This window comes from Arthrobacter sp. MDT2-34-1 (assembly GCF_059091365.1).
In genome coordinates this window covers 361,253-374,560 of the sequence record NZ_JBNHGO010000002.1, presented here as the reverse complement: position 1 = coordinate 374,560, position 13,308 = coordinate 361,253, and the positions used below count along the sequence as shown (strand labels likewise).

General features: G+C 61.9%; 12 protein-coding genes. 6 read left to right on the top strand and 6 right to left on the bottom strand.

Going from position 1 to position 13,308, the window contains the following annotated elements:
• Positions 1-456: 456 nt before the first annotated feature.
• The gene (locus AC5RVV_RS12090; RefSeq protein WP_494001880.1) at positions 457-3,564 is read left to right on the top strand and encodes a DEAD/DEAH box helicase; all 3,108 of its coding nucleotides are present in this window, start codon (positions 457-459) and stop codon (positions 3,562-3,564) included.
• 25 nt (positions 3,565-3,589) lie between these two features.
• On the opposite strand, the gene AC5RVV_RS12085 is transcribed toward AC5RVV_RS12090, so the two are convergent.
• Complete coding sequence (locus AC5RVV_RS12085) at positions 3,590-3,787, bottom strand: YegP family protein (RefSeq protein WP_494001628.1); 198 nt, start codon at positions 3,785-3,787, stop codon at positions 3,590-3,592.
• A 150-nt stretch (positions 3,788-3,937) separates the two neighbouring features.
• Here AC5RVV_RS12085 and AC5RVV_RS12080 point away from each other — a divergent pair, with 150 nt between their 5' ends.
• A complete protein-coding gene (locus AC5RVV_RS12080; RefSeq protein ID WP_494001627.1) occupies positions 3,938-4,162 on the top strand; it encodes a hypothetical protein in 225 nt (74 codons plus the stop codon).
• Positions 4,163-4,209: 47 nt separating this feature from the next.
• Here the strand turns inward: AC5RVV_RS12080 and AC5RVV_RS12075 are convergent, their stop codons facing one another.
• Positions 4,210-4,833, bottom strand: a complete 624-nt coding sequence (locus AC5RVV_RS12075) for a class I SAM-dependent methyltransferase (protein WP_494001626.1) — start codon at positions 4,831-4,833, stop codon at positions 4,210-4,212.
• Between the two features lie 82 nt (positions 4,834-4,915).
• The gene (locus AC5RVV_RS12070; protein ID WP_494001625.1) at positions 4,916-5,269 is read right to left on the bottom strand and encodes a MerR family transcriptional regulator; all 354 of its coding nucleotides are present in this window, start codon (positions 5,267-5,269) and stop codon (positions 4,916-4,918) included.
• 108 nt (positions 5,270-5,377) lie between these two features.
• Between AC5RVV_RS12070 and AC5RVV_RS12065 the strand changes: the two genes are divergently transcribed.
• The 3 genes from AC5RVV_RS12065 (at position 5,378) to AC5RVV_RS12055 (ending at position 6,784) form a co-directional block, all read left to right on the top strand.
• The gene (locus AC5RVV_RS12065) at positions 5,378-5,800 is read left to right on the top strand and encodes an Hsp20/alpha crystallin family protein (RefSeq protein ID WP_493987766.1); all 423 of its coding nucleotides are present in this window, start codon (positions 5,378-5,380) and stop codon (positions 5,798-5,800) included.
• Between the two features lie 97 nt (positions 5,801-5,897).
• A complete protein-coding gene (locus tag AC5RVV_RS12060) occupies positions 5,898-6,374 on the top strand; it encodes a J domain-containing protein (protein WP_494001624.1) in 477 nt (158 codons plus the stop codon).
• 11 nt (positions 6,375-6,385) lie between these two features.
• Positions 6,386-6,784, top strand: a complete 399-nt coding sequence (locus tag AC5RVV_RS12055) for a hypothetical protein (protein ID WP_494001623.1) — start codon at positions 6,386-6,388, stop codon at positions 6,782-6,784.
• A gap of 280 nt (positions 6,785-7,064) precedes the next feature.
• Here AC5RVV_RS12055 and AC5RVV_RS12050 read toward each other — a convergent pair whose 3' ends face one another.
• The 3 genes from AC5RVV_RS12050 to AC5RVV_RS12040 all read right to left on the bottom strand — a co-directional run bounded on the left by AC5RVV_RS12050 (position 7,065) and on the right by AC5RVV_RS12040 (position 11,792).
• Entirely contained in the window at positions 7,065-7,238 is a 174-nt protein-coding gene (locus AC5RVV_RS12050; protein ID WP_494001622.1) for a hypothetical protein, read from the bottom strand.
• A gap of 219 nt (positions 7,239-7,457) precedes the next feature.
• A complete protein-coding gene (locus tag AC5RVV_RS12045) occupies positions 7,458-9,662 on the bottom strand; it encodes an ATP-dependent nuclease (RefSeq protein WP_494001621.1) in 2,205 nt (734 codons plus the stop codon).
• 948 nt (positions 9,663-10,610) lie between these two features.
• Positions 10,611-11,792: a helix-turn-helix domain-containing protein gene (locus tag AC5RVV_RS12040; RefSeq protein WP_494001620.1), complete on the bottom strand. Its 1,182-nt coding sequence runs from the start codon at positions 11,790-11,792 to the stop codon at positions 10,611-10,613.
• A 163-nt stretch (positions 11,793-11,955) separates the two neighbouring features.
• Between AC5RVV_RS12040 and AC5RVV_RS12035 the strand changes: the two genes are divergently transcribed.
• A complete protein-coding gene (locus AC5RVV_RS12035; RefSeq protein ID WP_494001619.1) occupies positions 11,956-13,278 on the top strand; it encodes an MFS transporter in 1,323 nt (440 codons plus the stop codon).
• Positions 13,279-13,308: the final 30 nt, after the last annotated feature.

Below are 13,308 nucleotides of genomic sequence, written 5' to 3'. Positions count from 1 at the left end.
TCTGTGCCGAAGTTCGGCCCCGGCGGAGGGAGCGTGGTTTGTGAATACCTACAGCAAAGAATCGCTCGAAATCACTCCCTCTTGGATCGCATAGTTTACGGCCTATGGTGGTGTGCGAACGGGGGCATGCGCTTGCTATCTTTAGCAATATGTTGGCACCTGCCGATGCCGCGTTACCGGCGTGACCATGCGCGGGCGCAGGGGAGCTGGTGATGATCAGCCGCGTTGACACCGACCGTGACTCGGCCATTGCCTGGGCGCATTGGCCGCGGAATCTGAACGGCAAACAATGCTTACAAGGGTTACGAGGAATAATGAGCACCTTCGGTCTGCACTACTTGCACTGAGTACACACCGCTAGATTTACTGGCAAGCCAACTCCGGGCCAGATGGATTACCGGGTTGCTCGATTACCCTGGTCAGGTGAACGCATTCATTGGGGGAGAGGCAGAAGCCCTGCACGAGGGTCTATATGAGGCCCTGCACACGGAATCTTTGGCCCGTCGACTGGAGGACTTGCCGGAGTACCAGGCGAACTTCGAGACACTAGACGGGGCTGGCGTCACGGAGATCCTTTCAAGACATATTGGTGACGCCGCAAGGAATGCTTTAGTAGCGGCGAAGCCCGAGGACCGGCTGACCCTTGCCAACAGGATGTTAGAAGTTATCCAGGCAGAAGATTCGATCAAAGACGGCCCGCAGCAGCTTCTCTCGCTTCATGCACCGGAGAAACTGCGACGTCGAAACCTTCGTCGTCCACTCACCGCACTATCAGAGTCTGCGCTTCTAACGAATGGCAAGGACGATCCGAATCTGGCCGCAGAGCTCCGTGCCGAAATGGCCTCGGCCAATGCGGTCTACATGCTCAGTGCTTTCATCAAGTGGAGTGGTCTGCGTCTTCTGGAGAGGGCACTCGATGAGCTCGCAGAACGTGGTGTCCCCCTCCGCGTTATCACCACTACCTATATGGGCGCCACCGAACGCCGTGCGGTTGATGAACTGGTCCGCAGACACGGGGCAGAAGTGCGGATCAGCTACGAAACCCAAGCCACCAGACTCCACGCCAAGGCATGGCTTTTCCGCCGCAACACTGGATTCCACACGGCCTACGTCGGCAGCTCCAACCTGAGCAGGCCAGCCCTCCTGGACGGTCTGGAATGGAACGTGCGTTTATCGTCTGTCACAACGCCCGCACTGCTGAACAAGTTCGAAGTCACGTTTGACAGCTATTGGGAGCAGCGGGCTTTCGTCCCCTATGACCCGGATTCCGACGCCGAAAGGCTCGATGCCGCCCTGCTGCGCAACGGTGGCACCACCGCGATGCAGCCCATGGGTACCACTGGGCTGGAGGTCCGGCCACATCTTCACCAGGTTGAGATGTTGGAGGAGCTTGAAACGTCCCGCGGGATCCACGGCCACCATCAAAACCTGATCGTGGCCGCTACGGGTACGGGCAAAACCGTTGTCGCTGCCTTGGACTACCAGCAGCTCTGCGACCAAGCCGGCCGCCAGCTTACTCTGCTGTTCGTCGCCCATCGGAAGGAAATTCTGGAGCAAGCCCTGCGCACCTACCGAGCGGTTATGCAGAGCGGAACATTTGGCGAACTCTACGTCGGGGAGGATAAGCCGACGCAATGGAAACACGTCTTCGCCAGCGTTCAGTCTCTAGCGTCCAAGGGCATCGAACAGATCGCCCCCCAGCATTTTGACGTCGTTGTCATCGACGAGTTCCACCACGTGGAAGCGCCGACGTACCGCCGGATCATTGACCACCTCCGCCCGCGGGAGCTGCTTGGCCTGACCGCCACGCCGGAGCGCGGCGACGGCGTCAACGTCGCGGAGGCGTTCTTTGGCGGCCGCACAGCAAGCGAACTTCGCCTGTGGGACGCACTGGAAGCCGACCTTTTGGTTCCATTCCACTATTTCGGACTGGCGGACGACGTCGACCTAAGCCAGGTGGAATGGAAGCGGGGGAACTACGATCTCCAGGCACTGAGCGTCCTGTACACGGGCAACGACGCCCGCGCGGCCAAGGTGATTAAGGAACTGCGCGATAAAGTGCTCAGCACCACTGAGATGCGAGCCATAGGATTTTGCGTCTCCGTCCAGCACGCACGTTACATGGCCAAGGTTTTCAACGGCGCCGGGATCGCTTCGGTGGCCGTCTCCGGCGATACGACCAGCGAGGACAGAGCCTCAGCCCTTTCCAGTCTTCGGAGCAAGGAGATCAACTGCATCTTCGCCGTCGACCTCTTCAACGAAGGCCTGGACGTGCCGGAAGTTGACACGATCCTGCTGCTGCGCCCGACGCAAAGCTCGACCATCTTCCTCCAGCAGCTCGGCCGCGGCCTCCGGCGAGCCGAGGATAAGGCCGTCCTGACAGTTCTGGACTTCATCGGCCAGCAGCGCCGCGAATTCCGCTTCGCTCCCAAGTTCCGGGCACTGACCGGAACCACCAGAGCAGGCCTCGTGAAACAGATCGAGGAGGAGTTTCCGCTCTTGCCCTCCGGCTGCCAGATCATCCTGGATCGGGTGGCGCAGCGGACTGTGCTGGATAACATCAGATCCCAGCTGAGGTTCAACCGCAGTCAGCTGGTCGCCGACGTACGGTCACACGCCGAGGTCCTGCTGGAGGACTACCTGCGCGAGTCCGGCAGGGATGCGACGGAGGTATACCGCAGAACCGGTGACTCTTGGACGTCGCTGATCCGTGAGGCTGGGCTGATCGATGCCGGCATGCAGCCGGCCATCCACCGCGCTGGTGGGTCACTTTTCGAGGAGCAGCTTGTACTCAAAAAGATGACCGCGCTGATGCATGTCGATGATCCGGAACGGGCTGAGACATACACCGCGCTCGTTTCCCCAGCCGCCGCGCCCTACGAAGACTTGGGGGAGCGAGAGAAGACCCTGGCCCGGATGCTCTTCTTTACCCTCTGGCCCGATGGTGGAGACTTCGAAGAGTACGACGACGCCTTCGAGCAGTTGCGGGCCTATCCTTACGCTTGCTCCGAGATTAGCCAACTGATGAAGCTCGGTGTTCAAGCTGCTCGCCACATGCCTAAGGGGCTCGGACTAGGCCTGCAACACCTACCTATGTACTCGCATGCCACATACCGCCGCGAAGAAGTTCTGGCTGCCCTCGGCATCGCCAAGCTCGGCGGGAGGAACGCGCAGCACAGAGAGGGTGTTGCCTGGAGCCCGGAAATAGCTACCGACGCCTTTTTCGTCACTTTGAACAAGGACGAGAAGAATCACTCGGCCACCACCATGTACAAGGACTACGCGCTAAGCGAGGACTTGTTCCACTGGGAATCACAGAACTCGGCGTCTACCACGAGTCCGGTCGGGAGGCGGTACCTCGACCGCAAGGCGCACGGGTCACAGGTTGTTCTGTTTACACGAGAGCATGCAAAAGATGATGCCGGGATGACTATGCCCTACACGTGTCTGGGCCAGGTCGACTACGTGCAGCACTCGGGTGAGAAGCCGATCGCGATCACTTGGAAGCTGCAGAGGGCGATGCCCGCGGACGTTTACGCGGCAGGGAGGGCGGTGGCACGGTGAGCAACGAAGCCGTCAGCTGCGCCGTCTAAGTATTTGCTGTGCCGTCCGTTCGGTCGATCACGCGGCCGGTGCCGGCGATTTCCCGTGCGAGCTCGATGCCGTCCTTGGCCTGCTGGAGGGACGGATAGGTCACCGATTCGGCCATGAGATTCCCCTTGCCGTCCAGCATTCTGACCCGGTAGCCGCCGTCGGGCGCCTTGATCACTTCGAAATGCCCTGCCATGTCTAGCGTTCCTGTCCACGAGATTTCCACGGCGCTATGGAGTCCAAACAGTATGCCATCCGGCGTTGGCTGCCGTCTCGAGCCCTTGCCACACCTGCCCGCCGCGAGGAGAGTGGACAGTACGCTGACACGCTAGCGAAGGGAAAACCCATGCAGATCGACAAGCAGCAGATCATCGACTTCCTCAAGCAGCAGGGAAACGAGGACCAGGCAGTTGCGGCAGATGCCGAACTGCCGCAGAAGGTGGACACCGAGCGCGACTCAGGGCTGTTGTCCAAGCTGGGCATCGACGTCGACGCGCTCCTCGGCAAGCTCCCCGGGGGATTGGGCGAGAAGCTTGGCGGCATGAAGGACAAGCTCGGCGGCTTCGGGTAACCAATCTTCCGCCTAAGCGGCTGCGCCGCGCTGCGCCCGGAGACTCCCTAGCGGATGGCTCCGGGCGTTGCCGTGCCCGCCACCATTGGATTTATAGGGAGCCAGGCCGGGCCGACGGCGAACTTATCCTGCATCGCCACGCTGAAGCCCGCGGCAGTGATCGCCGCCGCGGTATTCCGGTTGGGTTCGCAGCCCTGTGCAGCAAACGACCACACCGGCCGCAGCAAATCCTGCACCTTGCCGTGCGCGCCCGGGCCGCGGACATGCTCCAGGAAGAGGAGCTTGCCGTCTGGCTTAAGCACGCGCTTGGTTTCGGCCAGGGCCGCGGCCTGGTCGGGGACGCTGCACAGCACCAGGGTGAACACCACCGCATCCACACTCGCGTCCTCGGCCGGCAAGTCCTCGGCAAGCGCATCTACGACGCGCACCGCTGCCGAGTGGGACCCCACCCTGGACTCCAGCCGCTTGCGCATGTTCGGGTCCGGTTCCACCAACGTCACGGAGCACCCCGGCGGGAAGTAGGGCAGGTTCGCGCCGGTGCCGGCCCCGACGTCGTACACAATCCCGCTCACGCCGGACAGCAAGGCCTTGCGGTGCGCCGCGAGCTCCGCCGGCTCGCGGCGAATGGCAGCATCGTATTGCGCGGCGAACAGCGCGCTTCGCAGTCCCATGAGCGTGGTCCTTTGTTCGGTTCTGCTCCGCAGTAGTCCCCGGTGTCGACCCTACTCCGGGTGCCCGGCGGAGGGGAGGCGTTCAGGCCGGCCGCGTGGTTTCCTCCGGCTCCTCGGGCTGCTCCTGTCCGGCCGCACGTTCCTTGGCGGCTTTGAGCTGCCGGTGCAGCGAAGCGTTGTCCTCTTCCAGCTCCAGGACCTTGCCGACGCCGGCCAGGTTCACGCCGTCGTCCACGAGTTCGCCGATCCGGCGGAGGCGGTCAACGTCGTCCTGGCTGTACCGCCGCGTGCCGCCCGCCGTGCGCTCCGGTTCCAGCAGGCCGCGCCGTTCGTACAGGCGCAGGGTCTGCTCGCCCACGCCCACGATGTCGGAGACCACGGAGATGCCGTAGACGCCCTTGTCCGTCCGCGGCTGCTGCTTCTTCTCGCGTGCCAAAATTCCTCCCAAAACCGACTTGCAAACATAGTAGCGCAGAGTCATAATATCTATGCGCTCGAACATAGATTTAGTGAGCGCCGAGAAGAAGAACTGAAGGAGGCTGCCATGTTGATGAGAACTGATCCCTTCCGTGAGCTGGACCGCCTGACCCAGCAGGTCTTCGGAAACCAGGCTCGCCCGGTGGCGATGCCGATGGATGCATGGCGCGAGGGCGAGGAGTTCGTCGTCGAACTCGACCTGCCCGGCGTCGATCCGTCCACCATTGACCTGGACGTTGAACGCAATGTCCTCACGGTTGCTGCGGAGCGCAAGTCCAAGATCGAGGACGGCAAGGAAGTCGTTGCCGCCGAACGGCCAAGCGGCACGTTTAGCCGCCAACTGATCCTGGGCGACACGCTGGATACGGACAAGGTCACGGCGAACTACGAAGCCGGCGTGCTGGCCCTCCGGATCCCCATCCGCGAGCAGGCCAAGCCGCGTAAGATCGAGATCAAAGGCGGAGACACCAAGCAGATGATCGACGCCTGACCTGTGGGATCGCAGCCGGTGGTGACGCCCGGGCGCGGGCGGAGCCACCGGCTGGCCATGAGCGGCGAACGCTTCCGGCAGCAGGAGGGAGGCCAGCATGGGTGACGCCGACTTCTACGCCATCTTGGGTGTGGCGCCCGACGCCAGCGATGCGGACATCCGGCGCGCCTACCGGGCCTTGCTCCGCCTGCATCATCCTGATTTGAACCACGACGGCGATGCGCCGCGGTCGCGTGCTGACGGCTTGGCGATGGGGACCATCCTGCAGGCCTACTCCGTCCTGGGTGACGTGGGCCGCCGCGCGGATTACGACCGCGGACGCCGGGTGGGCAGCGGACGCGGGCAAACGGCGTCTGCGTCGTCCGGCGGCCGCCGCGGCGACCCAACGGCGGCTTCGCCCGGCGCCGGGCAGGCGGCTTCGCCGACACCGCCCATGACGCACAGGATGCGTCCGCACCCTGTCCCGCGAGTACGCCCGGCCACCGAGGTGGCGGATCCGGTCTACCTCGGCTTCCCACGACCGGAGCCCGAGGATACCGTGTGGCCTGAGTGGCTGCTATTCCCCTTTCGATGAAGCGAGGATCAATGCCTGTTTCCAGTTGGCGTCGGTACGACCATCACCTGTTTCCCGTCTTCCATGAACGGTTCGAGGAGCGCTGGGGGCCGGGGACCGCACCGTTCCTGGACCCGAGCGTCTTCGAAGAAGGCCAACCGCGGCCGCGCGCCCAGTGGATCAACGTCGATACCGGCGCCGCCGTCGCCGTCGTTCCGGTGTGGGAGGACGACGACGGCGAGCACCGCTCCTTCGCCGTGTTCTACTTGCCGCCGGCAGGTGGCATCTGGGCGCTGCGCCCGGGCTTCACGAACTACACCGAAAGCGTCAACGGCGGCCCGGAACAGGCGGCTTTACGCAACGACTCGTTTAAGAAGGCCGTGGCTCACGCCGAGGAGTTCATCTACGGAACAGGCGGGAACGGGCCCTAGCACTTCCGCGACAGGTCGGGAAGAGAACCGCTGCCGGATAGGCCGATGAAGGGTGACGACGGCGGGTGGCGGGAGGCAACGCTCCCGGCCACCCGCATTGTCCGCTGTTCTTGGCTGGTCTTACCTGCCGACGGCTTGCTTGGTGTCCCCGGTCTGGGCTGCCAGCACTCCGGTGTCAATGTTCTCGGAGGGGCCGCTGAGGTCTGGTGCCGGGCGGCCACCGGGCATGACGGATGGATGCTCTCCCGGTAGCCGAGGATTTTCTCTCCTTTGTCCTTCATCAACTGCTTGAGCGGGGCCGCGACGGCGTCCAAAAATTAGCTCCGGGTGGCAGGTAGTCGGTCTGGAAATCGGCCTCGGTGTCATGGTCGGAAAGCGCGTCCTGGTGGTCCAGCCAAGCCTGGATGTCCACTTGGCGTTGCTGCAGCGGCGGCAGCCCAATCCGGCCGAGCATCACGTCGCGGGCGATCCATGCCTGCGTCGAACGTCGCTTGAGCTACGTGTTGTGCAGGGCGGTGACCAGGACGCGCTTGCGATTCTCATGAAATTCAAGACCAATGAGCCGGGAATCGCCTGCGCACGAACCCTGCAAGATAGCCGCGAAGTCACCGGTCCGTACCAGACGTCGAATTACAACCCAGGTCGGCTGCATCTCATGACATGGTCACTATGTTTACGCCGGTACCGGCTCCTCGATCGGATCCGATGAACTGTCCAGACTTTCGCTGATCAACTCGAGGTTCAAGGCTGGATCACCGGAAAACATCTGAACCATGATTTCGCGTAACTCAAAGACGATGCTCTCTTCTTGGGCGTCATGCAGCGCACGGAAACTGTCAAGGTCCGTGACCCGGTCGCAGAATTCTAGGGCCTTGGCGACCTTTTCAGTCTTGCGTTTTGAGGCGAAGCTTCCGTAGTAGTCCTCCAGATCCCCCTGCCCGAGTACATACGTCTTGTTGCCTCGCAACGTGGTGAGCAGTTTGTCTTTGAGCCGGACTACTTCGGGGTCATCGCCTTGGAGTATCTCCAGACGTTCATCCTTGCGGGGTCTGCTGAAGAAGTCTTTCATAGCGGAAGCGATGGCAGCGAAACCGTCCGGGGAACCGTCCCAAGATCTGAATTGCGACTCAGCCTCGAGCCAACTCCCGTGTGCATCGCCCCTCTTGGATAACTGATTAGCCTGGCCCTGAGTGATGCTTTGGCCTTCCTTGGGTGGGAGTATTTTATTGACCGCTGCCAAAAGTTCTTGATGCATGGCTGTCGTGGCGGCGTCATTGAACAGATGAACATGTCCGTCAAGTAGCGCGTCCAGGTCGCATACGACATGTACGTCGATGCCGAAGTAATCGAAGAAGGTCTTGTAGCGGGAGATATTGTGCTTGCCACCAATCCTTGCAAACGCGATGTTCTCCTCTAGATGATCCCATTCGGAGTTCAGCAACTTCGCAAGATGCCCCAGAACGATCGCGTCACTGTCGCCCTCCACCAATACGACGGCTCTGGAGAAGAACGCGATGTCGTTATGTTCGTGGCAAATCATTTGGAAGGCATCGCGATCAGAAAGCTGTCCACGGAGGTCCACAGGGTAGACACGAGTGGCTGGAGCAGCTGTGTCTAGCTCTTGAGGTGTTTTGCTGAGTTTGATGAACGTCTTCGTCGCATCGGCGCTGAAAAAGGTTGGAGAGTGCGTTGTAACCAGAACGGGATGGTCTTTGGAGAACAACTCTAAGGCGCGGAAGAGTTGACGTTGAGCTCGGGGATACAGATACAGCTCGGGCTCTTCAAAGAGCAAAATGTAAGAAGCACGCGGACTGCGCGCAGCATCCGAGCTGATCCCGGACCGGAGGACTGTGTACGCGCGCAGAATTGCGAAAGCAACGGCCCTCTTCAGACCGTCTCCCTTACTCGTGATTGATCCTTCGTGACCGTCGTCGACGGTAAGCTCGGCGGCGGAAAAGATGGTCTTCAGTTCTGGAACCGGGACCGACATCCTGAGATCGATGTCGGGGAAACTCTCACGCACGAAGTTCTGGATAGTGGTTTCGATGCGTTGTACCTGCGCGAGACGGTTGTCATGAAAAACCCCCGAAGCATCCGCAACTCGACTGAGCCTCTCGTGGATTTTGGCGAACGCATCCTCAAGGTCGTGGAACTGATCAGAGACTTCATCCAGAAGGATCTTCAAAAGCTTGCCAAAGAGAGCCGAGTCAGTGGTCTTCACATCACTGGCAACGTCTTTGACAGCCTCTATATAAATTGCTTCCGGGAGGAAGGGCTTTATTGCAGCGTCAATGCCGGTGCCGAGAGGCTCATCTCGAAGGACTTTCTCACTCGCCGGAAGAGACGCAACGACTTCATCGCGGGCAAGCCTGATTGCCGCTTGGGTGGGTTTCGGACCTAGTCTGTTCTCCAGTTCGGGGATGAGTTCGACTACGCATTCTCGGAGCGCCGCGTCTTTCTTGCCCTTCATTAGGGGCGTAAGAACCTCATCGCTGTATTTCGGATCCGATGGAGCTAGCCGCAAAACTTTCAGGGACTGTTTGACTCCTTCCGGATTCACGATTCGTACGAAGGTGATGGTGCCGTCGATGATGTCGGCTGCAAGGCTGGCCCGGTGGCCTGAGTCCGAAACTCGCTCCAAATCGACCGGGCTAACGTCCTCGATTGTTAGCTCTATCCGAATCGGTCTCGTTCGATCATGGAAGTCGGAGTGGTCTGTCTTCCTAGGGGCGCTGCCGGTCAAGACCAAAACGAGTGCGTGGAGAACTGACGATTTTCCTGCGTTGTTTTCGCCGATGATGCATCCGAATTCGGAAAGAGGTATCTCGACATCAGCCAAAGCCCGAAAGTTGCGGATATGTAGATGCTTAAGGCGCATGGCGAATCGACTCCCTATAGATTTCTTGCACAATATCAGCGGGATCGGCCGTGACTCGTCGTCGAGTGCGGAGTGTCTAGTTTTAGGATGGTTGGAGGCCAGAACGCCCTTGATCAACGGGATAACTTCCAGAGTCCCGTGTACGGAGAGTTGCTATGCCGGTTTCGGGACGGGAGACGCTACTCGCGGCGTTCGCTCGTGAAGGTCCGGGTTCCACCAAAACCGCAGCCCTACCACGCCGACTGATGTGCACGAGTTGCGTGCGGACGGTGTCCAGAATTTCTGCGCAAGGTCGTGCGTTGTTTGCAGAATAGGCTGAAAGAGCCCACAATCTTACGAATAGTTTTGACCAACAATGGGCCCTTGCGGCGCGATCGGTGGCATCGGCGTGGATCCGTTGCAGCTTCTGGCTTCAGGCGCATGCACGCCCAGGGTGTTGGATTGCCGCATTCCAACTTGGGAGAAGGCTGCGGACCACCATGTCTCCCTGGCCGGCTCGGAGGCGGAATCTGGCGGACGCTGCGCCTGGCGCTCGGAGTTCCGCTCAACACACTGCACGAAGCCATCCAGCGCCATATTAGCTCGGAGAACCGGCACCTCAACCTCTTCCATCCCGCGGGTGTGTTCGGTGAGCGCGGCAATCGCCGGAAATCAGGACTCGGCGACGAGCTGGACATGGAGTCTGCAGAGGGCTTGACGGTGTGGCAATTGCGGTCCTGCGAAGGCAGCACGCTGGTTTAGGAGTACGACCTTGGTGACTGTTGCTGCACTCCGTGACAGTGCTGGGGCATGCGATTGTCCCCGCCGGTGCGATCACTTGCCTGGACGGCGACAATTCCGGCCCGCCGGAGGATGCGGGCGGCATCTGGGGTACCAGGAAAAGCCCCGCTGCAGCATCACCACTGCAATCGGAACGTCCTGCAAACGCCAAATTAATGCGTTGCTCGGTCAGGACCAAGCGACGACGAGGCGGGCGGCTTGTTGGGGGATGGTCACGTCGACACCGACTAGTTCCGTGAAGCGACGCAGCCGGTTCATCAGGGTGTTCCGGTGGCAGAAAAGCTGGTCTGCGGACTGGGCGATACTGCCCGTGGAAAGGTAGGACCGTACCGCTTCCACCAGCCGGGCCCGTTCCACCGTTCCGCATCGGGCCAGAGCGGCGTCCACGTCGGGGACAATAGGAACCCCGGTTTCCGAGAGGCGGTGCCGGGCCAGTCTGGCCCAGGCGTTTTGCATCGTGAGGGCCTGCTGATCACTGTCCTCGGCCAAGGATGCCAGGGCGCGGGCGGCCTGGGCGGCGACGCGCAAATCAGTGAGGCCCTCAACCTGGGCGACCAGGCCGCAGCGGATGTTCTTGATGTGCTCGGTGGTTTCGCGTGCGGCGCTGCCCGGGCGGTCATCGGCTGCCCAGAAGGCGACCAGCCCGTCGGGCAGGGGATGCGTGAATATTTCTGTGCCACGGCGGGAAGCCGAGGCAACCTCCACACGAAGCGCGGCGGCGTCGTCAGTTGTGGCTGCCGCGACAACGAGGGGAGCAGCTTCATCGATGCCGAGCTCGTCGGCGATGCGGGTGAGCGTTTCCGGCGGCGGGTCGACCTGCCCGAATATGGTGGCGACATGTCCTTGCCGCACCGACGATTCTTCCTGGGCCATTCGCTGGCGCTCCGCCATATAAATGGCTTGGGTTTCCGCCGCGTAGGAATCCACCACCTGCCACACCGTTTCGGCCCGGCGCACCAGTAGCTCGGCATCACCCGGAGCCGCCAGCGCCATGAGTTCGCCCCAGATCACGGTGAAGTCGATGCGGATTGCGGTCATCAGGGACTCCACGGGGATGCCGGTCCTCGCGCGGGAGACACCAACGTCCAATGAAATGCCTTGCCGCTCGGCGATGAGGCGCTCACTGTCGTCGCCGGGGCGCAGGCTCTCAATCAGCGCCCGGAACGAGGCCGCCCCGGTGCGGCGGATCTCGCTGGCCGGCAGCACCCCGTCCCGGTAGTCGTCGAGTTGCAGGATGCGTTCGATGAAGAGGTCCGTCAGCTTGTCCACGGACAGCTGGTCCAGCAGCAGGTTCCAACGGGCGGCGGAGGCGTCATCGTCGTCGTGGTTCTCCATGAGTGGTGCTTCCATGGCGTTTTTACCCCTATCGTGTGCTTTTGCACATCGTAGCCGCGAAAAGCCGCAACGTTTCGTGCGGGTGTGACGCGGCGCACTCTGGGAGGCTGGTGTGCGTCATCGGCGCGTTGTGGCGTCCGGCACAGCGGAACACCTGAACACCCAACACGGAGGAACCATGTCAGAAACCTTGAACCTCGAGGCCGGGGCAACCCGGCAGATCACGGACAAGGAGGCGATGAAGGTTTCCATCGGTGCCCTCATCGGCACCGCCATGGAGTGGTACGACTTCTTCCTGTTCAGCGCGGCGGCGGCGCTGGTGTTCAATGTCCAGTACTTCGCCAACGAGAACGCAACGGCGGCGGCGCTGGCCTCCTTCGCGACCTTCGGCGTCGGACTGGTGGCACGTCCGCTGGGCGGCATGTTCTTCGGGGCGATGGGCGATAGAATCGGCCGCCGAAAGACCTTGATGGTCACCATTGTCGGCATCGGCGTGGTGACCGGCCTCATCGGCCTGCTGCCGACGTACGCCGCCATTGGTATTGCCGCTCCGGTGCTGCTGGTGCTGCTGCGCGTGGCCCAGGGACTGTTTGTGGGCGGCGAGTGGTCCGGCGCAATGACGATTGTGGTGGAGAACGCCCCGCTGGAGCGCCGTGCCCGCTACGCGGCGCTGCCGCAGATCGGTTCACCGATCGGCACCATCCTCTCCTCCGGTGGCTTCTTCCTCATGACGTTGTTCTTCTCGCAGGAATCCTTCAACTCCTTCGGCTGGCGCATCCCCTTCCTGGCCGCCATCCCGATGCTGCTGATCGCGCTCTACATTCGCAGCAGGCTGGAAGAATCCCCGGTCTTCGCCGAGCTGCTGGAGCACGACCAGGTAGAGAAGGCCCCGATCCGCACCACCCTGAGGGAGTCCTGGAAGCACATCATCATCGGCATGGCCGCGGCCCTGCTCGGCGTCGGCGGCTTCTATCTGGTCACCGCGTTTGTGGTCTACTACGGCGTGAACATCCTGGGCTACCCCGCCCAGCTGATGCTGCTGGGCGGCATCATCGCCGCCATCGTGGAAATTCCCGTGCTCATCCTGGGCGGCCGACTGGGCGAGCGGTACGGTGCCAGCCGCGTCATCCTTTTCGGCGGCATCGCCTCCGCCGTGGCCGCGGTGCCGTCCTTCCTGCTGGTGGACAGCGGCAACCACGCGCTTGTGGTCACCGGCATGGTGCTCGCCGTGGCAACGCTCTCCTTCCCGTACGCGGCTTCCGGCACGGTGCTGACCGGCCTGTTCCCGGCGCGCACCCGCTACACCGGAGTGGGCTTCGCCTCCAACACCGCCGGCATGCTCTCCGGCTTCGTTCCGCTGCTGGCAACCGGTACCGTAGCGGCCGCCGGAAACCACTGGTGGCCGGCCGCCGCGTTGCTGGTGTTCCTCAGCCTGTTCACCGCCGTGGCCGGTGCGCTGGCGCCGCGCATGAGCGTGAACCTGCCCGGCTTCAAGCACTGATTCCAACGTCCGACGACGAATTCCCTGACG